This is a genomic window from Corynebacterium aquilae DSM 44791 (assembly GCF_001941445.1).
GTDB lineage: Bacteria > Actinomycetota > Actinomycetes > Mycobacteriales > Mycobacteriaceae > Corynebacterium > Corynebacterium aquilae.
In genome coordinates, this window is the sequence record NZ_CP009245.1 from 339,165 (window position 1) to 359,210 (window position 20,046).

The following is a 20,046-nucleotide window of genomic DNA, read 5'->3' on the forward strand; positions in this document are numbered from 1 at the left end:
GTGTGCGCCGACTTTTATCCTGCCTTGTAGCTGCCTGCCTCCTTATGGGGCACGGCACGCAAGCCACCGCCCAGCCGGTAGAAAACCACCCCACGCCCCCGCCGCCTGCCGCGGCCGAGGCGCCCGCCGGGGTGCCTGGCACCCACTGCGGGGAAGACCTGCTGCTCATTGTGCGTGGCTCGGCGGAGCAGCCCCAGGGTGAACAGCCCGCGCAGCTGACCTACCAGCAGCGAGGAAACGACCTGTTTGGGGTGCCCTTTGCGGAAGACCCCACCGGTTCAGGCCGGCTGGGAACAGCGGCCCTGGAGTACATGCCGCAAGCCGACGCCAAAATTGCGGCCCTGGTGTATCCGGCCAGCGCCATCCGCTTCAAAGGCGGGGTCACCCCTACCTTGGATAATTTCCATGCCTCGGCCTCCATTGGCGCCGATAATCTCCTAGCGGCGCTGCACAACCTGTACGACCCCTGCGGCAGCAACCCCCCAAACGTTGTGGTCACCGGCTATTCCCAGGGCAGCGATGTGATCAACATTGCGATCTCGAAGGCCGTCGACAGTGGCAACACCACCGTCATCGACAAGGTGTCGAAGTTCGTGCAACTGGCCGACCCCTCCCGCCGGGCCTATGGGCCAGAAAACGATCACGCGCTCATTTCCATGGCGCCCACCAACCCCGTCGGCGGAGTTTCGCGGGCGGTCACCAGCGGCGTGCAATACGACCTGGTGCTGCCCAGCCTGGATGTTTACCGCGACAAAAACCCAGAGCGTTTTTCCAACTACTGCGTGCCCGGGGATTTGGTGTGCGACACCCGCAGCGTGGAGGCCTGGCGTGGGGTTACCCTGCACGTGTTGTATGCGGACTTCTCCGCCCGCTGCCAGGCCGCCGACGGGCGCTACACCCAATTCTTGGACTGCTTCTATGTGGACGTGCGGCGCGCCCTGCACCCGGACTATCGCATCGAAACAATCACCAGTAATCCGGTGGTGCACTTCGGCCCGGGCTGGCTGAACCTGTCTGTCTCCCGGAGTCTGCGCGATGAACTAAAACGGCAAAACGTCGACATTATCGTCCGCAGCTTCGGCATTCCCGTCGGCCAGGGCCACACCACCATCCGCGCCGGCGGCAGTGGCAGCGCCTCCGTGCTGATGCCGCTGCTGCCCGGCGGGCCGGTGACCCTTGATGTGGAAATCGACGGCACCAAGGTCGGCACTTTCAATGCTGAATACACCCCCTTGACCATGGAAGACTCCACCGCGCTGTACGTGCAGCCGGAAGATGAAGACCTCGCCGCTATCGCCCCGCCGGTTCGCGAACAAATGACGGACTGGAACACCCCCTTCGAACAGCGCCTCGAGCTGGTGCGCAGCGTGTTCGGGCACGAAATGGCCGACCTGATGCGCCTGTGGTTCGGCTATGTCTACCGCTATGGCTGGGATGAGGAACACCAAGAACAGCTAGCGAAACTCAACGCCGAGGGCGAAATCTACCCCGTCAACGGTCGCGGCGACCGGGCGCGCCCCATCATCGCCCTGGCCACCGACCTGCAATACGCGCTCGGAATCGACCTACTGCGCTTTTTGAATACAGTGGCCTCCGTCCTCTAACAGCGGACACGGGGTGCCCAGCGCAGTGATCAGCGAATTAAGCTGGCAAAACTTCGGATTATTCACGGTGTAATACGCCCACTTGCCCTGCTGGTGCCTTTCGACCAGCCCAACCGCGGCCAGGCGCTTCATGTGGTGCGTCACCGTCGGCGGGGCAACCTGCAAGGCCTGCGCCAACTCGTGGGAACAAATATTTTCCGACCCGCGCCCTGCGACAAGGTACAGCAGCTTCAGGCGGGTCGGGTCGGAAATTGCCCGAAAGAAATCTGCTGCACGCCTGGTGAGATCACCTGGCAGGGTTTGTACGTCGGCGTGGCACAGCTGATTGTTCATGCCCACAGCATAACAGGCAGGATAGCCTAACGTTAGGCCTCTGGGTGTGCTTCGCCCGCCCGACCATCCCCCGGCCCCTCCTGCGGGCGCTCATCGGGGTGCTGCTTGCGGTCTTGCTCGCGGCGCTTTTTAAACGCGTCGCGCTCCAGCTTCCACAAAAACTCCTCATCGTCATCAGGTCCCTTGATCATGGGCTGCTGGCTGGGCTGCACCCGCTTCGGGCGGAAAGCAACCCAGAACGCGACGATGGTCGCAATGATCAAAATCAACAAAATAACGCGGGCCATAGAAGCACACAATAGTAGGGTGGTTCAGGTGAGCGAAACACCTGAACCAACACTCGACCCCCAACTGCGGGCCCAAGTACGCAAAGACTTTCTCCTCTACGGGCTAGCCCGCCTCGGGCTGTTCCTGCTACTCACCGTCGTCATTGCGTTGCTGGCCCTAGCAATTGGCGCCCACGTTCCCCTCGTCATGAGCGCCCTGCTGGCACTGCTGATCGCCTTCCCCCTGTCGATGTTCGTCTTTAAAAACCTCCGCGCCCGCGTGACCCGCGAAGTCGCCGAGTGGGACGCCCAGCGCAAAACCCACAAACAGTGGGTCAAAACGCAGCTCGAAGGCCGCTAGACAAACAACCCAATCGTGGTCAACAGCGACCACAGCAGCATGGCGCGCCCCGTCAATCCGAGCACCGGAATCAGCTCCTTGGCGGTCGCGCCCTTCACGATCGGCAGGCCCGCGGCCGCAGCAAACGGCACCGCAGCCACCGCCATCAGCGTGCCGTGAAACGCCCCACCCAGCGACAAGGTCGTGACGAAGGGGATGCACATCAGCACCACCCACAAAACGCGCGCCCACTTATCGCCCAGCCGCACCGCGAGCGTCATCTTGCCCGCCAGCGCATCCGACGGGATATCGCGAATATTGTTCGCCAGATTCACCGCCGCGGACATCGAACCCACCGCCACCGCGCACATCCACCCCACCGGGGTGACCACGCCGGCCTGCGTCAACTGGGTACCCAGCACCGCAACCAAACCAAAAAAGACAAAAACGCTCGCCTCACCCAACCCGGCATAGCCATAAGGGTTGCTCCCGCCGGTATAAAACCAGGCGGCGGCCACGCACACCAGGCCCACCACAATCAGCCACGCGTGCCGGGAGGCCAGCGACAACACCACACCAGCAAGCCCCGCGACCGCGAAAGCAACAAACGCCGCCGCCTTAACCTGCTGCGGAGCAAACGCCCCGGAAGCCGTCAATCGCAGGGGGCCGGAACGATCATCGTCAGTGCCCCGGATACCATCGGAATAATCGTTGGCGTAATTCACCCCCACAATCAGCGCCCACGCGACCACCGCCGCCAACAGCGCGAAGCCGAAACGGAAACCCCCGGCCGCCGCAGCAGCACCGGAGCCGACGATGACAGGCGCAAAGGCGTTCGCCCACGTGTGTGGGCGGGCACCTTCAAGCCACAACTGGAATTGCTGATTTTGTTGCATAGGGCTCATTGTAGAAAGCTTAAACGCCATGTGGATGCAATACGCTTTCGGGCAGGCCGCAAAAAGCGCCGGCACCTTCGCGGCACTGGCATGGCTGCGCGCCATCAACGCCAGCGCCGGCGCCCGCATGCCCAAAGACAGCGACATCGTTGTATCCTTAACCACCCACGGCAGCCGCCTGAACAGCGTGTGGGCCGCCATCGAATCCATCGCCCGCGGCACCACCACCGTCGCCATCTGGCTCTGGCTCGACGAAGACGACTACCACCGCCCCTGGCCCGACACCCTCCACCGGCTGGTGCAACGCGGCCTGGTTGTCCGCAAATCCAGCGGCAATTACGGCCCCCACACCAAGTACTTTGACGCTTTCCAACAGCTCGCCGGAACCACCACCACCGTCATCACCATCGACGATGACGTCATCTACCCCAAAACCTTCGTCGAAAAACTCCTCGACGCCCACACCCCCGGCCAAGTCACCTGCTACCGCGCGCACCACATCGTCACCGACGGTAACACCCTCGCCCCCTACACCCAATGGGAAAAAGCCGTAGACACCACCCCCGCCTACGACAAATTCGCCACCGGTGTCTCCGGGGTGCTCTACCCCCCAGAGATGATCCAAGCGGTCGCCGCGTCCGGAAAGGGATTTTTAGACACCTGCCCCCGCGCCGACGATGTGTGGCTGCACGCCCACGCCCTGCGGGCCAACCACAAAATCGCCCAAGTCCACCCCCAGCCCCGCAGCTTCAACATCATCCCCCACATCCAATTCAGCGGCCTAGTCATGGGCAACACCATCGGCGGCGGCAACGACGAGCAAATCAAAGCCACCTACACGGCAGCCGATATCGAAAAAATCTTGGGCGAACGCGCCTAAAACAACTCGCTGACCTTGCTGCGGTCCACCTTGCCCGGGCCGGTCGTCGGCAACGCATCCACCCGCAGCAAACGCCGCGGCACCATCCAGCGCTCAACTTCATCCAGCCCCGCCAACACATCCTGCGGGGCTGCCGGCCCCTCATAGGCCGCGACCACCATCTGGCCCAAACGCGGATCCTCCACCCCCACCACGCACGCCTGGCGTACCCCCGGAATCTTCACCAGCGCGGCCTCCACTACCTCCGGGTGCACCTTCAAACCCCCGGTGACAATCACCGCATCCATCCTGCCCACCACCACCAGCCGGCCATCGCGCACCACGCCCGCATCGGAGGTGACAAACCAATCAGGTTCCACAAACACCCCCTGGCTGGGCACGTTGCGATAACCAAGCGCAACCATCGGGCCACCCAACACAATCCGCTCGCCCTCCAGTCGCACCCGGGCGCCAGGAATCGGCCGCCCGTCATACACGCAACCGCCCGAGGTTTCCGAAGACCCATAGGTCTCCACCACGCGAATTCCCAACTGCTCGGCCGCAGACCGCACCTCTGGATGCAAAGCACCCCCACCAACCAACACCGCATCGCAAGCCCGCAACGCATCAATACCGCGCAAAGAATCCATTGCCTTCACCAGCTGCATCGGCACCAGCGCCGTATACAGGCGCTCGCCCGCCGGGGCCTGAAACACCGCATCCGCAAAAGCCGACACGCTAAAACCCCGCGACACATCCACCACCACCGGATCCACCCCGGCCACCACGGAGCGCACCAACACCTGCACCCCCGCAATGTGATGCGGCGGCAGCGCCAACACCCACTGGCCCGCACCGCCCAAAAACTGGTGGGTGGCATCCGCACTAGACACCAGATTGCTAGGGCTCAGCTGGGCGCCCTTAGGGACACCCGTCGACCCAGAGGTGGCCATCACCAGCGCCACCTCCGCGGAGATTTCCTCCCCCGGGCGCATGTGTCGCACCAATAGATCTGCGCGCCGGGTATCGCTGGCGGGCAACGGTAGGTAGGACTCCGCTCCGCTGATTGCTTCCTCCAGCGCGGTGAGTGCGCCGGGGATGTCGGTGGGGGAGAAGGTGATGGTGTGGAGTCGCCGCGGCATGGCTAGTGATTTTAGTGGGCGGGGGCATGAAAAAGCTCTCCCCACACCGCTAGTGTGCGGTGCAGGGAGAGCTGGAAGCCGATATGGGCGGGGTGAAACTTAGTTCACTGCGCCAAGGACGGCCAGGGGGGTGGTGGCTGCAAAAGGTTCGAAGCCGAACCAAGAAACAAATTTAGTGAGGTAGGTAGCCATGGGGAAGGCCTCCTTTCAATCAATATCGAACTTAAATCACAGGCCAAGGGTTTCAACCAATGGTGGTTGTCCGCATTAGTTGGTCTGTATCAAGGAATTTGTTTCCCCGATTATACACACGATCCAAACGATTGCAAATAGGGCGTTGCGCTGCACAAAGAAAACCCCCAAGCAAAAGCTTGGGGGAATTTACCGGGCTGCTACGAGCTGATTAGTCAGCATCCGGTGCGCTGAACTTCTCGGCAAGGATCGCGTGGATGCGTTCGATATCGGCTTCCTCGGGGGTTTGCATCTCAAATTTTTCGATGAACTCCCGAATCTCCTCGTCGCTGGCCTCCGCCGCCTGGCTTAAGCCACGGTCTTCAATGATGGCCTTGGAAATAGCGCGGAGATCCTCGTCGTTGAGGTGTCGCTTGAGGACGTAGGTGATGGCGCAAGCGTCAGCTTCCGGCACACCCTGCGGGTAGCCTTCGCGCAGCCAGTCCAGAAAGCGGGCAATGACGTTTTTGTCGCTCATGGGCGAGGATCCTGTCTGTGGGTCAAAGGTTAGTGGCCGCCATGGCCACCACCAGCTTGGGTACCGAAAATGTCGATGCCCAAATCTTCGTAAATCACGGCCTTGGTGATCCAAAGGATCCCGACGATGATGGCAAGGACGATGATGCTGAAGAAAAAGTAGCCGATGGCGCGCTGCAGGCCGCTGGCCGGGTGGGTTGAGATCACAGTGCCGTTTTCGTCAACTTCGTCCACCGGAGCGGCGAAGCGAATCCCGAGGGCAAACAAGGCGGGCAGGCCCGCGCCGAGAACGAGGCCGGCAATAAGGACCTCTAAAAGATTGTGCAACATAGCAAGCAGGTTCATGGTCGTTTCCTAAATCTTCTGCTCGGCGGGGGTATCTTCCCACTCGTTGTTGACGTTGTCGGCGTGGATCGGGGCCTTGCGGGACTGCAAGTACATGTAGCCGCTGGCTGCCAGGAGAATAGCGAAGGCAACGAGGACACCGGCGAGCTCACCGGCACCGTTACCGACGAGGTGGGCGATCCACCAGGTGCCCAAGCCGACAGCTGCGGCGCAAGGCAGGGTGATCAACCACGCAGCCGCCATGCGGCCGGCCACGCCCCAGCGCACCTCCGCACCCTTGCGGCCCAGGCCGGTACCCATGATGGAGCCGGTAGCGACGTGGGTGGTGGACAGAGCCATGCCGAAGTGGGAGGAGGTCAAGATGATGGCGGCAGAAGACATTTCCGCGGCCATGCCCTGCGGGGAGTCGATCTCCACCAGGCCCTTGCCCAGGGTGCGAATCACGCGCCAGCCACCCATGTAGGTGCCGATCGCAATGGCGAAAGCACAGCTAGCCTTCACCCAGAAGGGGATAGTGGAGTCCTCGGTGAGATAACCAGTAGCCACCAGCGCCAGGAAGATAACGCCCATCGTCTTCTGGGCGTCATTGGTGCCGTGCGCCAAAGACACCAAGGAAGCGGAGCCAATCTGGCCCCACCGGAAGTACTTGTTCTTCTCGTTTTCCTGCACACGCTCGGTGAAGGTGTACACCAGGCGAGTACCGACAGCGGCCACCAAGCCGGCGATCACCGGGGAAGCGAAAGCGGGCAGCACCACCTTGGCGAGCACCCCGCCCCACACCACGCCGCCAGCGCCGAGAGAGGCAAAAGTGGCGCCAATCAGGCCGCCAAACAGGGCGTGAGAAGACGAGGAAGGAATGCCCAAAAGCCAGGTCAAAAGGTTCCAAAGGATACCGCCCACCAGGCCGGCAAACACCACAAGCAGCAGCTTGTGGGCGTCGGCCTCAATGGACAGGTCGAATTGTTTCAGGTCGACGACGCCCTTAGCGACGGTGGAGGCCACCTCCACAGAAAGGAACGCGCCCACCAAGTTCAAGGAGGCGGAAAGGCCTACGGCGACTTTCGGTTTCAGCGCGCCGGTGGCGATGGAAGTAGCCATCGCGTTGCCGGTGTCGTGGAAACCGTTGGTGAAGTCGAAAGCCAAGGCCGTGGCAACGACAATAAAGAGGATGATCAGCTCGGTCACAAAAATTGAGTATGCCGGATGGGTGGGGTAGGAAAAACTCAAAAGGGAGGGGAATCGGTCACATTCGGACACGAAAAAAGCACCCCGACTCCCCCGAAAAGGGGTAGTGGGGTGCACTGGGCAAGCGCCGATCATTGGGAAAAGCCCAGAATTTACAGGCCGTTAACCTGCGAATTTACTGTCAACGCCGGTGGGGTGGGCGCGCCGGGAGGGAGTGTAAAAGCGTCTCACTCGGGCAAAGTAAACGAATGGTGAATTCTTTGTGAACACCCACCCGGTGGGGAGCTGGCAGGCGGCCACCCCGCGGGCGCTAGTAGTAGTAGGGGAACTCTGACCAGTCAGGATCCCGCTTTTCCAAAAACGAGTTCTTTCCCTCAACCGCCTCATCGGTCATGTACGCCAGACGGGTTGCCTCCCCGGCGAACACCTGCTGGCCCATCAACCCATCGTCGGTGAGATTGAACGCGAACTTCAGCATGCGCTGCGCCGTCGGCGACTTGCCGTTGATCTCCCGGGCCGCCTGGATCGCTTCCTGCTCCAGCTGCCCGTGGTCGGCCACAATGTTGACCGCCCCCATGCGCTGCATCTCCTCGGCGCTGTAGGTGCGCCCCAAAAAGAAGATCTCGCGCGCGAACTTCTGACCCACCATCTTCGCCAGGTAGGCCGAACCGTAGCCGGCGTCAAAACTTCCCACATCGGCGTCGGTTTGTTTGAAGCGGGCCTCCTGGCGGGAAGCGATCGTCAGATCGCACACCACGTGCAGGGAGTGCCCGCCGCCGGCGGCCCAGCCGTTCACCACGGCGATGACGACCTTCGGCATGGTGCGGATCAGGCGCTGCACCTCCAGGATGTGCAGCCGGCCGCCCTCCACCTTCTCGCGAGCCACATCGACGGTTTCCGCAGTCTCACCACTGGCATAGCGGTACCCGGAGCGACCACGGATGCGCTGATCGCCACCCGAACAAAACGCCCAGCCGCCATCCTTTTCACTCGGGCCATTGCCGGTCAGCAGCACACACCCCACATCCGGGGTGCGGCGGGCATGATCCAAAGCCCGATACAACTCGTCCACCGTGTGCGGACGAAACGCGTTGCGCACCTCCGGGCGATCGAAGGCGATGCGCACAATACCGTTCGCGCGCCCCTGGCCAACATGCCGGTGATAGGTGATGTCCGTCAACGACTCAAACCCCTCCACCACGGACCATTGGGAAGGATCAAAAGGCTGCTCAGTGCTGTAAGAACTCGTCATGCTGACCCAGCCTAGCGCGCCCGGGCAACAGACTAGGGTGAAAAGCATGCCTGAGCACTTCCCGCCCGCCACCGCCGCGCGACTGGCCACCATCGACGTCGACGACATCCTCGACCGCGCCTATATCGTCGCGCTTCCGATGCGCGTCCGCTTCCGCGGCATCACCACCCGCGAAGCGCTCGTCATCGACGGGCCGGCCGGGTGGGGAGAATTCTCGCCCTTCGTGGAATACCCGCCCCACGAGGCAGCCTGGTGGCTGGCCAGCGCCCTAGAAGCCGCCTACCTCGGCCTGCCCGCCCCCGCCCGCGACACCATCCCCGTCAACGCCACCATCCCCGCCGTCGACCCGGACGCCATCCCCGCCATCCTCGACCGCTACGCAGGCTGCAACACCATCAAAATCAAAGTCGCCGAACCCGGCCACAGCCTGGATGCCGACATCGCCCGGGTACGCGCAGTCAAACAACTGCGCCCCGACGCCCACATCCGCATCGACGCCAACCGCGGCTACAGCACCCACGACGCCATCACCGTCATCGAACGCATCGCCCCCCTGGACTACGCCGAACAGCCCTGCGCCACCATCGACGAACTCCGCACCGTCCGCAACCACCTGCGCGCCCACCACATCGCAGCCCCCATCGCCGCCGACGAAGCCATCCGCAAAGCCACCGACCCGCTCGCCGTCGCCACCGCCGACGCCGTCGATGCCGCCGTGCTCAAAGTCGCCCCCCTCGGCGGCGTGGGCCGCACCCTCAACCTGTGCGCCCACCTACCCATGCGCATCACCATCGCCAGCGCGCTAGACACCGCCATCGGCATTACCTCCGGGCTTATCGCAGCCTCCCACCTGCCAGCCACCGCCACCGGACTCGCCACCCAACAACTCTTCGCCGAAGACATCGCCGAACCCCGCCCCATCATCAACGGCACCATCTCCACCGCCCCCATCACCATCGACCCCGACCGTCTCCACGCCCTTAGCGCCCCCGCCGACCGTCAACACTGGTGGAGACAACACCTAACTCAAAGCCTGCAACAGTTACGTCTACGATTGCACTCATGACTTCCACCCCGCAGCAACCCACCTCCGTTCTCCGCGCCATCACCGTCGTCAACGAACTGCTGCGGGCAGGAACCACCGACGTCTTCCTCTGCCCCGGCAGCCGCAACGCGCCCCTATCGCTCGCACTAGCCGCCGCCAGTGGCATCACCCTGCACACCCGACTCGACGAGCGCAGCGCCTCCTTCGCCGCACTGGGCATGGCGCGCGTCCAACACCGCCACGTCGCCATCGTCATGACCTCCGGCACCGCCGTCGCCAACGCCATGCCCGCCATGATCGAAGCGCACTACGCCGACATCCCGCTCGTCGTCATCTCCGCCGACCGCCCCGCCCGACTCCACGGCACCGGCGCCTCCCAAACCATCGAACAAGCACAACTGTTCCACGGCTACGCCCACGAAATCACCATCGACGCCACCGCCGATATCGACGCCACCGCAGCCGCCACCGCGGCCGCCCTGGCCGCCGCCCCCCGCGTCCACCTCAACATCGAATTCGACGAACCGCTCGTCGGCACCGAACTACCCACCGCCGCCGACTACACCGCCAACACGCCCCCACGCCACGCCCCGCGACGCTGGGACACCGACCACGGCACCACCACCATCGACCTGAGCGAGAACACCCTCGTCATCGCCGGCGACGGCGCCTTTGATGTCCCCGGACTCGAAGACGTGCCCACCATCGCCGAACCCTCCGCCCCCGCCCCCTACCGGCCCATCCACCCACTAGCCGCAGCCTTTTTCACCAAAGAATCCATCTCCGCCGAAGGCTACGTCGTCAACACCAAACCCCGCCGCATCATCATCGTCGGGCACCCCACCCTGCACCGCAGCGTGCTCACACTCATCACCGACCCCGACATCGACATCGTCGTCCTCAGCCGATCCGCCGAAATCACCCGCCCGGAAGGCCGCGACGTCACCGTCGCCAGCAGGCTTACCGTCACAGGAGAAATCGACAAACAATGGCTGAAAATCTGCGAAGCAGCCAGCGGACTAGGCGCCGGCAGCGTGCGCGACACCCTCGAAGATGACGCCTACGGCTTCACCGGACTCCACGCCGCGGCAGCCGTGGCCGACACCCTCGGCGACGGCGACACCCTCCTCATCGGCGCCTCCAACCCCGTACGCGACATGAGCCTGGTCGGCCTCCCCTTCAGCGGAGTCGCCACCCACACCCCCCGCGGCGCCGCCGGCATCGACGGCACCGTCTCCCAAGCCTTCGGCATCGCACTGGCCACCCAACAACTCCACCCCGGTGAGCTGCGCGCCCCCCGCACCATCGCCCTGCTCGGCGACGTCACCTTCCTCCACGACATCGGCGGCCTACTCACCCCCACCAACAGCCCCCGCCCCAACAACCTCACCATCGTCGTCGCCAACGACAACGGCGGCGGCATCTTTGAAACCCTCGAAGTCGGCGCCGACCCCCTGCGCGAACACTTCGAACAATGCTTCGGCACCCCCCACAACACCACCATCGCAGCACTATGCGACGCCTACGGCATCACCCACCACAAAGCCGAAAACCTCCGCGAACTCATCGACGCGCTCATCGACACCACCGACATCGGTGACGGCATCACCGTCATCGAAGCCGTCGTCACCCGCGACACCCGCCGCGCACTCCACCAAGCACTCGCCCAGAAAGTGCACTAAATGCGCGTCCTAGCATCACGACGATTCCGGCAAATCATCTGGGGGCTCTACATCACCAGCCTGGTGTGCGCCCTCTGCCTCATCCTCGGGCCACTGATCAACGACCATAAAATCGCCTCCAACCAAGGACGCGCCCTCGCCCGAGTGATCGCCGTGACCGACCTGCGCACCACCATCGACTACCAGGACGAAACCGGACAATTCCACACCCCACCCGAAGGGGTGCTGTACCCTGGCAATCTCGGACCGGGCCAACTCGTGTGGGTCAACTACTCCAAAGACAACCCGGACCTCGTCAAAGTAGAAGGTCGCACCTGGCGACTCGCCCTCATCCCCGCAGGATCCGTCGCCCTGAGCAGCACCATCATCGCCGCAATTGTGATAAGCATCTCAAAGCGGATGGCTAAAAAGCTCACGTAAGGTGGTCGGCGAAGATGATAACGAATGTGAGTAAACGTGAGAGTAGTCGTCGTCGCTGAATCATTTCTTCCCAACATCAACGGAGTCACCAACTCCGTCCTCCGGGTACTAGAACACCTCAAAGCAAACGGCCACGAAGCCCTCGTCATCGCCCCAGGCGCCCGCGACTTCGAAGAAGAAGTACCGGACTACCTCGGCTTCGACATCGTCCGCGTCCCCACCATCATGGTGCCGCTGATCAACTCACTACCCGTCGGCGTCCCCACCATGGCAGTCACCCAAGCCATGAAAACCTTCAAACCCGACGTCGTCCACCTCGCCTCCCCCTTCGTGCTCGGCGCCGCCGGCGCCCGCGCCGCCCGCCAACTCAAAATCCCCGCCATCGCCGTCTACCAAACCGACGTCGCCGGCTTCGCGTTGCGCTACCGACTCTCCGCCCTCGTCAACGCCTCCTGGGAATGGACCCGCACCCTCCACAACAGCTGTGCCCGCACCCTCGCCCCCAGCTCCGTCACCATCGCCGAACTCGAAAACCACGGCGTCCGCAACATCTACCACTGGGGACGCGGCGTCAACGCCGAACAATTCCACCCCAAGCGCCGCGACGAACACCTCCGCGCCACCTGGGACCCCACCGGCGCCAAAAAAATCGTCGGCTACGTCGGCCGCCTCGCCGCCGAAAAAGGCGTCACCCGCCTTCAAGCCCTCGCCCACCGCGACGACATCCAACTGGTCATCGTCGGCGACGGGCCCGAACGCGTCGAACTCGAAAACCTCCTCCCCACCGCCGTTTTCACCGGCGCCCTCGGCGGCATCGAACTCGCCCGCGCCTACGCCAGCCTCGACGTCTTCGTCCACACCGGAGAATTCGAAACCTTCTGCCAAGCAGTACAAGAAGCCCTCGCCTCCGGCGTACCCGCCATCGCCCCCAACTCCGGCGGCCCCATCGACCTGATCACCCCCGGCGTCGACGGCGAACTCCTCGACGTCGAAACCTTCACCGCCGAACTGCCCGACGCCATCGACTTCATCACCGACCCCGTCCGCTACGACCGCATGGTCGCCGCCGCCCGGCAAAGCATCAAAGGCCGCACCTGGGACTCCCTATGCCGCCAACTCATGCGCCACTACCAGGAAGTCATCGACCAGCCCGTCCTCCGCCGCCGCCACGCCGTGTAACGTCTAAAAGCGTGTCAAAGGCAAACCTGGATAAACAGCCCAAAGAAGTCGCCCGCATGTTTGACGGGGTCGGCAAAAACTACGACCTCACCAACACCGTCCTGTCCTTCGGACAAGACCGCATGTGGCGCCGCCGCACCCGCGAACGACTCGACCTTAAGCCCGGCGAAAAAGTCCTCGACCTCGCCGCCGGCACAGCCGTATCCACCGAAGAACTCACCAAATCCGGCGCCTGGGTCGTCGCCTGCGACTTCTCCCAAGGCATGCTCGCCGCCGGCGCCCACCGCGACGTTCCCAAAACCGTCGGCGACGGCATGCACCTACCCTTCGCCGACAACACTTTTGATGCCGTCACCATCAGCTTCGGGCTGCGCAACATCCACGACTTCAGGGCCGGGCTCAAAGAACTCCTCCGCGTCACCAAACCCGGCGGACGCATGGTCATTGCCGAATTCTCCACCCCCGTGGTGCCGGTATTTTCCACCATCTACAAGGAATACCTGATGCGCGCCCTGCCCATGGTCGCTCGCGCGGTGTCCTCTAACCCGGAGGCCTACGAGTATCTCGCTGAGAGCATTCGCGCGTGGCCGAACCAGGAAGAGCTTGCCCAGACGATCCGCGAATGCGGTTGGCAGGAGGTCGGCTGGCAGAACCTGACCTTCGGGATTACCGCCCTGCACGCGGCGACGAAACCTGCCTAAGACGAACGAAAGCCACCCACCAAGACGAACGTGGGTGGCTTTTTGCATCCCCCGGGGAAAACGGTTGGGCTAAGCAATCTTGAGGATCTGTTCCCTTGAACAGTTCTCCCGGTGAATGCGGCCGAACGCGTGCCCAGCAAGGGCGCCCAAAGCACCCACGATGATCGCAATCAAGGGGCTGGTGACGTCGAAAAAGCCCACGAAAATCATGCTCGCAGCGCCAGCGGCGATTGCGGGGATGAAAACCCATCGCCAGGCAAAGCCAGCACGGAAACAATCCCAATAGGACACACCGAACACGACTAGGGGATAGACAAACCACAAGAACCCATACAGCAGCAGGTGCTTCGTTGTGATCGGTGCAAGAGTAATGATTCCCAGCGCAATGACCGAGATGACGCACGCGACTGCTAGCGGCCACCATGACCGCGAACGCGGTCGCCTGGTAGGGGTTGGTGACATTGCTGTGCTCCTTGCTTTTGACGCGTTGGGGGCATCATTGAGCCTAGTTGACCCACGACTGCCTAGGGGCTGCTTTGTTTGTGAGTGAACAAGCTAGGAAGAAGCTGTCGACCAGAGTTCCTGGTCTGTCATCGTCGCCCGACCCGCAATCTTCCATAGGCGGGCGACGAGGTCTCGATCGTCTTCCGTCACCAAATTGCCCATCAGGCGTGCGGCTGCAGGCATGATGAGTTTTGCTTGAGGGCCGCGCAGGGCGAGAGGGCCTGCGAGAGGAAGAAAACGCCGCACGGTCAGTAGCGTCGCTAGCGAACGCGCCAGTGTGAAGGCTTCCCCGTAGGCCGCACGCAAAGCATCCGGCCACACGAGTGTGAGATCCGCGTGCGGCTGCGCATCGATGATGGTGGCGGCCATGCGCGCAGTCTCCAGGCCATAGTCGATGCCTTCACCATTGAGGGGATTCACACACGCCGCGGCATCGCCGATGAGAACCCAGTTGCGACCAGCAACATTGGACACGGCGCCTCCCATGGGGAGAAGCGCGGATGCGACCTTTTCAGGTTCGCCGAAGTTCCACTCAGTGGCCAGGGTTGAGGCATAGAAATGCAAGACCTTTTTGGTGTTGATGTGCGAAGGGCGTTTGGTTGTCGACAAGGCGCCGCAGCCAACATTCGCGTAGCCATCACCCAGGGGAAACACCCATCCGTAGCCGGGGTGGGTTTCGCCTTTTTCGTCCTTGAGCTCAAGGTGGGAATGAATCCACGGCTCCTCACTGCGGGGTGTGGTGCAGTAGGAACGAGCCGCGATGCCGTACACATGATTGCGATGCCACGTGCGCCCCAACTTCTTGCCAAAAGTGCTGCGCACGCCGTCTGCGACGATGACGTGACTGGGGTGTGCGACCCACTCGCCAGTAGTCCCGGCGAGAGTAACCGCGCTGAGGCGATCCCCAGTGAACTCCGACTCGGTCGCGGTGGTACCGGGGTGAAAATCGACATTGGGGTGATCGGCTGCAGTGCTGCAGAGCAAGGCGTCGAAAGAGGTGCGGCGCATCGCCGAGCCAACAGCTCCGAAGGCAGTTTCGGGCCACGGGCAGGTGGTAGAGCCTCCAAAGCCGTGGAGCTTGAGTCCCTTGTTGCGGTATCCGGAGCCAACTTCTTCGCCGAAACCAAGCTCTCTTAACGCGTGCATGGCGCGGGGAGTCAACCCATCGCCACACGTCTTGTCCCTGGGGAAAGAAGCGGAATCCACAAGGTCTACGTGGTGGCCCAAGCGGGCTGCCCACAGGGCTGCAGCTGAGCCAGCAGGGCCGGCACCGATGACGAGAATGTTGGCGGTCATGCACACCATTGTGGCAACCGCGACACGACGAGGGCACCCCGGGGTGCAGCTGTGTAGGGTGTTGGGCTACCGTTAACGGCAGCAACGACTGTCCACGCTTTCACGCAAAAGAGGAAATCCACGGATGAGCAGCACCCCCAGGGTCGAACTCGGTGACGAGCACCTAGACGCCACCATTGCTTCCGGAATGGACGCCGTTGAGGAAGAACTCCGACGCGTGCTCAGCGAAGGTGCCGACTTCGTCACTGACAAGGTCATGCACCTGGCTGCCGCAGGTGGTAAGCGTTTTCGCCCCATGTTCGCCCTCTTGGCATCCCAATACGGCACCAACCCGGGAAGCCGTGAAGTCATCGAGGCTGCCGTCGTCGTCGAAATGACGCACCTTGCGACTCTCTACCACGACGACGTCATGGACGAGGCTGACCGGCGCCGTGGCGTGCCCTCCGCAAACGCCCGCTGGAGCAATTCCGTGGCGATCCTCGCCGGCGACTTCCTCCTCGCCAAAGCCTCCGCCATCATGGCCCAGCTCGGTACACAAACCGTCGCCCACTTCGCCGAAACCTTCGGCGAACTCGTCACCGGCCAAATGCGCGAAACCATCGGACCCGGCGACGGAGACCCCGTCGCCCACTACATGGCGGTCATCAAAGAAAAAACCGGTGTGCTCATCGCTTCCGCCGGATACCTCGGTGGACTCCACGGCAAAGCCTCCCCCGAACACACCGCCGCGCTGCAAAGCTACGGCCACAACATCGGCATGGTTTTCCAGATCGTCGACGACATCATCGACATCTTCTCCACCGCCCAAGAATCCGGCAAAGTGCCCGGCACAGACCTGCGCGAAGGCGTGCTCACCCTGCCGGTTCTCTACGCCCTGCAAGAAGACACCCCCATCGGTGAAGAGCTCCGCGGCCTGTTGACCGGGCCCCTGGACAACGACGCCGACGTCGAACGAGCACTCAGCCTCCTTGAGCGCTCCACCGGCCGTGACAAAGCCCTGGCAGACGTCCAGCGCTACCTCACCGCCGCAGAGGCCGACCTTGCACAGCTGCCGGACGGCCCCGCCACAGACGCCCTCTACAAGCTCGCCCGCTTCACTGCCGCCCGCGTCGGCTAAAAAGGGGCCAATAACCAGGCGGTTTGCCAACCCATCAAGGGTTCGTAGTAGTATCAAACGCCGTACCCCGGTACACGCCAGGTTGCCCGAGCGGCCAAAGGGAGCGGACTGTAAATCCGCCGGCATTGCCTACGTTGGTTCGAATCCATCACCTGGCACCACAACAAGCCCGTCCAAGATTTTCTTGGGCGGGCTTTTTGTTTCCCCACTCCAGCTCCGGGGTTATGCGACAAAATGTGTGTCTTTCCCGGCGTGTCGCGCTATGCGACAAAATGTGTGTCCGGACCTGCTGGGTGGGCCGTTTGTTGTTGCTAGAAGTGGCCTTTACGGATGCCTAGGGAGTGTGTGTACTCCTGATCGATGCCATCATCGTAGGTAGCAGGACGACCATCATCGTTGGTGGTGTGTTCGGCTTGGGTGAGGGCTTTTGCTTTGACGAGTTGGCCCTTTCCCCATCGTTGCTGCCGGCCGATCGTTTGGGGATCGGCCGGCAGCTTTGTGTGTTGATATAGCCACCATTCGATGGCTTTGCGAAGGTATTCCCCGGTCAGGCCACGGTGGTCGCTGACTAGTTGTTTGAGTTGTCGGTTGATTCCTCCTTCGAGGCTGTTGTTGGATGCTTTGGCGATGGTGTCGGGGAAGCCTTCTGGGGGCGTGAGGTAGGCGAATAGCTGTCCGGTTTTGTTCAGTTCTGTCAGGCGTCTGTAGGTCCTGCGGGTGCGGTAGTGGGTGTACCAGTACACCCGGTTGTGGCGGAACTGTTTTGGTATCTGATCAGCGGGTACGTCTTTTTTGTAGGTCCGTTCGTTGAGAAAGTCGCAGAAGACCTCGCCATAGAGTGTGAGGTGTGCTGACCAGGTGTTTGCTTGTTCTTGGGTGGTGATGGTGGGAAGGTCTTGGGCGAGTTTTAGCAGCGCGCGGCCGGCGGTGGTGCGGGGTTTGCGTGTGAGGTCGTTGATGCAGTTGCGGCGTACGTGGATTAGGCAGCGTTGAATTTTTGTGTCGGGCCAGAGTGCGGTGATGGCTTCGAGAGAGCCTCTGCATCCGTCGGTGGTCACGATGTGGGGTGCGTGCAGTTTTTCCAGTAGTGCTTTGTAGTCGTTGGTTGTTTCCCGTTTGCACCAGTGCCAGGTGATGACATGGGTGGCGTCGGCGGCGATGAGTAGGCATCCGATGGGTTTGAAGTAGGTGCCGTCGATGAAGATCTGATCGTGGATGGTGTGTTTGTCGATGGGGCAGGGGACGGCGATGAGCCAGAACAGGCGGAACCATCGTTCGAGGGTGCGGCGGCTGCGGTGAACATCTGTGGCGATGTCGGTCAGGCTGCGGTGGGTGGTGAGCCATGTGATGAACAGTCGGAACCGTGCTGGTTGTTTGTCGTCTTCCCGGCAGATGGTTTCGCTGTATCCGCAGTTGGTGCACCGCCAGCGGGTGTTGTTTGCGCTGGTTGTGCCATTTTTTTTCATGGGTTTTCCGCAGTGTTGCGGGTGTTTTCTTGTGGCCATGTTTTGGCCGTTACCACATGTCGGGCTTGGGTTGGGGGATTTAGCGTTGTGATGTTGTTTTGTGGTTTTTGGGGCACAAGATGGTGTTGATTGTGCTGGTCAGGTGCCTTAAATGGCACCCGTTTGGACACACATTTTGTCGCATAACCCCAGCTCCGCCGTCAGCAGACTGCGTTGAGGAGAATTCGTGGCTTTCGCGACAGAAGAGCAGATACGCGATGCGCGTCGAATCCTCGTACTTGGCGTCCCCGGGGCGGGAAAGACCACGGCGGCACAACGCCTGGCTCAGCTACTGGGGATCCGCGGAGTGGACTTCGACACCGATATCCGATGGGTCGATGGCGAATCACAGCCCTGGACACTTCGACCTTTAGAAGACGTTCAGGCAGGCACCCGTGCGATTGTCGCGGACGAGCAATGGGTGCTCGCAGGAATCAGCGCCTCGGTGCGCGAGCTCGTATACGCCCACACCGATCTCATCATCTATCTCGACTACGCAGATCACGTGACCCTCTATCGCGTCCTTTCCCGGACCATTCGGCGCACCCTCACCAAGGAGAAGTGCTGCAACGGCAATGTGGAGACGGTACGGAAAGCCTTTCAGCCGGAGTCGATTCTCGTATGGTGGTGGAAAGCGCGGCCGAAAAACCGGGCGCGTGCCGCGCAATGCTTGCTCGATCCCGCACTGCCACCCACGGTGGTGTGCACACGACCGCGAGAACTGGAGCAGATTGCACAGGTTCTTGCCGCCCGGGTTGAACACACCACCAGAGACATCAAAACATCACGATAAAAAACCGCAAAAATGAGTCTCTTGCAGGCGATTTGTGTTGTTTACGAGTATCGGGTTAATCTTGTTCAGGCTTCAACGGAGCGGGTCAGACAAAAACAGTCTGAAACAATCCAATGTGGCTAGGCCCCCTTAGCTCAGTCGGCAGAGCGTTTCCATGGTAAGGAAAAGGTCGACAGTTCGATTCTGTCAGGGGGCTCTGTTTCATGTACGGGGTTCGCCCCGAACATGTCGCACGGCGGTGTAGCTCAGTGGTAGAGCAAACGACTCATAATCGTTGTGTCGAGAGTTCAATTCTCTCCATCGCCACTGAGACCAGCCAGCCGCCCAAGGACTAGTCCTTAGGCGGCTGCGTTTGTGTCTCAACAAAGAATCACAATTCAACGCAACAGTGTTTGTGGTGCTATAGTGGTTCGAGTGCCGTTTCGGTACACAAAGGGGCGTAGCTCAATTGGCAGAGCAGCGGTCTCCAAAACCGCAGGTTGCAGGTTCAAGTCCTGTCGCCCCTGCAAATTCCCTCAAGGTAAGTCAAGCGCTAAGGAGTGCCGTGGCCGACGAGAAACAGCCGGAGAAGGTGGGTGCACCTCGCCCTGCCGGCAAACGTCAGATTACTGGCGTTGCCACGACCGCCGAGGCTTACGAGGCGAAGAAGAAGGTCGCCAAGCCCGCCGAGGATGACACCCCGGGTGGCAGCGTAGCTACTTTCTTCCCGGAGGTTGCCTCCGAGATGAAAAAAGTTATCTGGCCGACCGGCAAGCAGATGGTGGTTTACACCCTCATCGTTCTTGCTTTCTTGATCGCCGTGACTGCCCTGGTGGCTGGTGTGGACTTCCTCGCTGGCTTGGGAGTTGAAAAGGTTCTGATTAGGAACTAGGGT

At 61.9% G+C, this 20,046-nt stretch carries 22 protein-coding genes and 4 tRNA genes; 15 read left to right on the forward strand and 11 right to left on the reverse strand.

Features of this window, described 5'->3' with window-relative positions; all coding sequences use genetic code 11:
* The first annotated feature begins 2 nt into the window (after positions 1 to 2).
* Positions 3 to 1,604 (forward strand): cutinase family protein, encoded by a 1,602-nt coding sequence (locus CAQU_RS01405; protein WP_169836014.1) that lies wholly within the window; start codon positions 3 to 5, stop codon positions 1,602 to 1,604.
* Here CAQU_RS01405 and CAQU_RS01410 read toward each other — a convergent pair.
* Both CAQU_RS01410 and CAQU_RS01415 read right to left on the reverse strand, forming a co-directional pair.
* Positions 1,566 to 1,937 (reverse strand): ArsR/SmtB family transcription factor, encoded by a 372-nt coding sequence (locus CAQU_RS01410; RefSeq protein ID WP_075724597.1) that lies wholly within the window; start codon positions 1,935 to 1,937, stop codon positions 1,566 to 1,568. The genes CAQU_RS01405 and CAQU_RS01410 overlap by 39 nt on opposite strands.
* A gap of 32 nt (positions 1,938 to 1,969) precedes the next feature.
* Positions 1,970 to 2,224, reverse strand: coding sequence for a hypothetical protein (locus tag CAQU_RS01415; RefSeq protein WP_075728230.1), 255 nt, complete (start codon positions 2,222 to 2,224; stop codon positions 1,970 to 1,972).
* Positions 2,225 to 2,252: 28 nt separating this feature from the next.
* Between CAQU_RS01415 and CAQU_RS01420 the strand changes: the two genes are divergently transcribed.
* Positions 2,253 to 2,564, forward strand: a complete 312-nt coding sequence (locus tag CAQU_RS01420; RefSeq protein WP_245797275.1) for a DUF4229 domain-containing protein — start codon at positions 2,253 to 2,255, stop codon at positions 2,562 to 2,564.
* Here CAQU_RS01420 and CAQU_RS01425 read toward each other — a convergent pair.
* On the reverse strand, positions 2,561 to 3,439 hold the full coding sequence (locus CAQU_RS01425) for a 1,4-dihydroxy-2-naphthoate polyprenyltransferase (protein ID WP_211276127.1): 879 nt from the start codon (positions 3,437 to 3,439) through the stop codon (positions 2,561 to 2,563). The two genes, CAQU_RS01420 and CAQU_RS01425, sit on opposite strands and share 4 nt — an antisense overlap.
* 28 nt (positions 3,440 to 3,467) lie before the next feature.
* Here CAQU_RS01425 and CAQU_RS01430 point away from each other — a divergent pair, with 28 nt between their 5' ends.
* A complete protein-coding gene (locus tag CAQU_RS01430) occupies positions 3,468 to 4,319 on the forward strand; it encodes a hypothetical protein (RefSeq protein WP_075724599.1) in 852 nt (283 codons plus the stop codon).
* Here the strand turns inward: CAQU_RS01430 and menE are convergent.
* The 5 genes from menE to CAQU_RS01455 all read right to left on the reverse strand — a co-directional run bounded on the left by menE (position 4,316) and on the right by CAQU_RS01455 (position 8,930).
* Positions 4,316 to 5,440, reverse strand: a complete 1,125-nt coding sequence (gene menE / locus CAQU_RS01435) for an o-succinylbenzoate--CoA ligase (RefSeq protein WP_075724601.1) — start codon at positions 5,438 to 5,440, stop codon at positions 4,316 to 4,318. The two genes, CAQU_RS01430 and menE, sit on opposite strands and share 4 nt — an antisense overlap.
* Before the next feature lie 403 nt (positions 5,441 to 5,843).
* Entirely contained in the window at positions 5,844 to 6,149 is a 306-nt protein-coding gene (locus tag CAQU_RS01440) for a DUF3349 domain-containing protein (RefSeq protein WP_075724603.1), read from the reverse strand.
* A 29-nt stretch (positions 6,150 to 6,178) separates the two neighbouring features.
* Positions 6,179 to 6,493, reverse strand: a complete 315-nt coding sequence (locus CAQU_RS01445; RefSeq protein WP_075724605.1) for a hypothetical protein — start codon at positions 6,491 to 6,493, stop codon at positions 6,179 to 6,181.
* A gap of 9 nt (positions 6,494 to 6,502) precedes the next feature.
* Positions 6,503 to 7,678 (reverse strand): inorganic phosphate transporter, encoded by a 1,176-nt coding sequence (locus CAQU_RS01450; protein ID WP_075724607.1) that lies wholly within the window; start codon positions 7,676 to 7,678, stop codon positions 6,503 to 6,505.
* A gap of 310 nt (positions 7,679 to 7,988) precedes the next feature.
* Positions 7,989 to 8,930 carry a 1,4-dihydroxy-2-naphthoyl-CoA synthase gene (locus CAQU_RS01455; protein WP_075728235.1) on the reverse strand — a complete coding sequence of 314 codons (942 nt, stop codon included), beginning with the start codon at positions 8,928 to 8,930 and terminating at the stop codon, positions 7,989 to 7,991.
* Between the two features lie 46 nt (positions 8,931 to 8,976).
* Here CAQU_RS01455 and CAQU_RS01460 point away from each other — a divergent pair, with 46 nt between their 5' ends.
* Genes CAQU_RS01460 through CAQU_RS01480 form a run of 5 tightly spaced genes read left to right on the forward strand, consistent with a single transcriptional unit; the run spans position 8,977 to position 13,957 of the window.
* Positions 8,977 to 9,996: an o-succinylbenzoate synthase gene (locus tag CAQU_RS01460; protein ID WP_157108848.1), complete on the forward strand. Its 1,020-nt coding sequence runs from the start codon at positions 8,977 to 8,979 to the stop codon at positions 9,994 to 9,996.
* Positions 9,993 to 11,657, forward strand: a complete 1,665-nt coding sequence (gene menD / locus CAQU_RS01465) for a 2-succinyl-5-enolpyruvyl-6-hydroxy-3-cyclohexene-1-carboxylic-acid synthase (protein ID WP_075724609.1) — start codon at positions 9,993 to 9,995, stop codon at positions 11,655 to 11,657. The genes CAQU_RS01460 and menD overlap by 4 nt, the downstream gene beginning before the upstream one ends.
* The gene (locus tag CAQU_RS01470) at positions 11,658 to 12,077 is read left to right on the forward strand and encodes a DUF3592 domain-containing protein (RefSeq protein WP_075724611.1); all 420 of its coding nucleotides are present in this window, start codon (positions 11,658 to 11,660) and stop codon (positions 12,075 to 12,077) included.
* Between the two features lie 36 nt (positions 12,078 to 12,113).
* Entirely contained in the window at positions 12,114 to 13,256 is a 1,143-nt protein-coding gene (locus CAQU_RS01475) for a glycosyltransferase family 4 protein (RefSeq protein WP_075724613.1), read from the forward strand.
* 11 nt (positions 13,257 to 13,267) lie between these two features.
* On the forward strand, positions 13,268 to 13,957 hold the full coding sequence (locus CAQU_RS01480) for a demethylmenaquinone methyltransferase (protein ID WP_075724615.1): 690 nt from the start codon (positions 13,268 to 13,270) through the stop codon (positions 13,955 to 13,957).
* Positions 13,958 to 14,026: 69 nt separating this feature from the next.
* On the opposite strand, the gene CAQU_RS01485 is transcribed toward CAQU_RS01480, so the two are convergent.
* Together CAQU_RS01485 and CAQU_RS01490 are read right to left on the reverse strand one after the other, a co-directional pair.
* Entirely contained in the window at positions 14,027 to 14,419 is a 393-nt protein-coding gene (locus CAQU_RS01485; protein WP_075724617.1) for a hypothetical protein, read from the reverse strand.
* 93 nt (positions 14,420 to 14,512) lie between these two features.
* Positions 14,513 to 15,766 (reverse strand): geranylgeranyl reductase family protein, encoded by a 1,254-nt coding sequence (locus CAQU_RS01490; RefSeq protein WP_075724619.1) that lies wholly within the window; start codon positions 15,764 to 15,766, stop codon positions 14,513 to 14,515.
* 115 nt (positions 15,767 to 15,881) lie between these two features.
* Here CAQU_RS01490 and CAQU_RS01495 point away from each other — a divergent pair, with 115 nt between their 5' ends.
* Both CAQU_RS01495 and CAQU_RS01500 read left to right on the forward strand, forming a co-directional pair.
* On the forward strand, positions 15,882 to 16,874 hold the full coding sequence (locus tag CAQU_RS01495; RefSeq protein WP_075724621.1) for a polyprenyl synthetase family protein: 993 nt from the start codon (positions 15,882 to 15,884) through the stop codon (positions 16,872 to 16,874).
* 76 nt (positions 16,875 to 16,950) lie between these two features.
* Positions 16,951 to 17,035: transfer RNA gene (locus CAQU_RS01500), tRNA-Tyr, on the forward strand.
* 150 nt (positions 17,036 to 17,185) lie between these two features.
* Here the strand turns inward: CAQU_RS01500 and CAQU_RS01505 are convergent.
* The gene (locus CAQU_RS01505; protein WP_075724623.1) at positions 17,186 to 18,379 is read right to left on the reverse strand and encodes an IS1249 family transposase; all 1,194 of its coding nucleotides are present in this window, start codon (positions 18,377 to 18,379) and stop codon (positions 17,186 to 17,188) included.
* 187 nt (positions 18,380 to 18,566) lie between these two features.
* Between CAQU_RS01505 and CAQU_RS01510 the strand changes: the two genes are divergently transcribed.
* From CAQU_RS01510 to secE, 5 genes are all read left to right on the forward strand, one after another.
* Positions 18,567 to 19,172, forward strand: a complete 606-nt coding sequence (locus tag CAQU_RS01510) for an AAA family ATPase (protein ID WP_075724625.1) — start codon at positions 18,567 to 18,569, stop codon at positions 19,170 to 19,172.
* 123 nt (positions 19,173 to 19,295) lie between these two features.
* Positions 19,296 to 19,368, forward strand: a tRNA-Thr gene (locus CAQU_RS01515).
* Positions 19,369 to 19,406: 38 nt separating this feature from the next.
* Positions 19,407 to 19,478: transfer RNA gene (locus CAQU_RS01520), tRNA-Met, on the forward strand.
* 127 nt (positions 19,479 to 19,605) lie between these two features.
* A tRNA-Trp gene (locus tag CAQU_RS01525) sits at positions 19,606 to 19,678 on the forward strand.
* Positions 19,679 to 19,716: 38 nt separating this feature from the next.
* On the forward strand, positions 19,717 to 20,043 hold the full coding sequence (gene secE / locus CAQU_RS01530) for a preprotein translocase subunit SecE (protein WP_075724627.1): 327 nt from the start codon (positions 19,717 to 19,719) through the stop codon (positions 20,041 to 20,043).
* Positions 20,044 to 20,046: the final 3 nt, after the last annotated feature.

Bases quoted from the DNA above. Each gene is read 5' to 3' on its own strand.
- CAQU_RS01440 (WP_075724603.1), bottom strand. From the start codon at position 6,149: ATGAGCGACAAAAACGTCATTGCCCGCTTTCTGGACTGGCTGCGCGAA.
- CAQU_RS01455 (WP_075728235.1), bottom strand. From the start codon at position 8,930: ATGACGAGTTCTTACAGCACTGAGCAGCCTTTTGATCCTTCCCAATGG.
- CAQU_RS01485 (WP_075724617.1), bottom strand. From the start codon at position 14,419: ATGTCACCAACCCCTACCAGGCGACCGCGTTCGCGGTCATGGTGGCCG.
- CAQU_RS01415 (WP_075728230.1), bottom strand. From the start codon at position 2,224: ATGGCCCGCGTTATTTTGTTGATTTTGATCATTGCGACCATCGTCGCG.
- CAQU_RS01460 (WP_157108848.1), top strand. From the start codon at position 8,977: ATGCCTGAGCACTTCCCGCCCGCCACCGCCGCGCGACTGGCCACCATC.
- CAQU_RS01425 (WP_211276127.1), bottom strand. From the start codon at position 3,439: ATGCAACAAAATCAGCAATTCCAGTTGTGGCTTGAAGGTGCCCGCCCA.
- CAQU_RS01470 (WP_075724611.1), top strand. From the start codon at position 11,658: ATGCGCGTCCTAGCATCACGACGATTCCGGCAAATCATCTGGGGGCTC.
- CAQU_RS01430 (WP_075724599.1), top strand. From the start codon at position 3,468: ATGTGGATGCAATACGCTTTCGGGCAGGCCGCAAAAAGCGCCGGCACC.
- menD (WP_075724609.1), top strand. From the start codon at position 9,993: ATGACTTCCACCCCGCAGCAACCCACCTCCGTTCTCCGCGCCATCACC.
- CAQU_RS01495 (WP_075724621.1), top strand. From the start codon at position 15,882: ATGAGCAGCACCCCCAGGGTCGAACTCGGTGACGAGCACCTAGACGCC.
- CAQU_RS01505 (WP_075724623.1), bottom strand. From the start codon at position 18,379: ATGGCCACAAGAAAACACCCGCAACACTGCGGAAAACCCATGAAAAAA.
- CAQU_RS01445 (WP_075724605.1), bottom strand. From the start codon at position 6,493: ATGAACCTGCTTGCTATGTTGCACAATCTTTTAGAGGTCCTTATTGCC.
- CAQU_RS01410 (WP_075724597.1), bottom strand. From the start codon at position 1,937: ATGAACAATCAGCTGTGCCACGCCGACGTACAAACCCTGCCAGGTGAT.
- CAQU_RS01490 (WP_075724619.1), bottom strand. From the start codon at position 15,766: ATGGTGTGCATGACCGCCAACATTCTCGTCATCGGTGCCGGCCCTGCT.
- menE (WP_075724601.1), bottom strand. From the start codon at position 5,440: ATGCCGCGGCGACTCCACACCATCACCTTCTCCCCCACCGACATCCCC.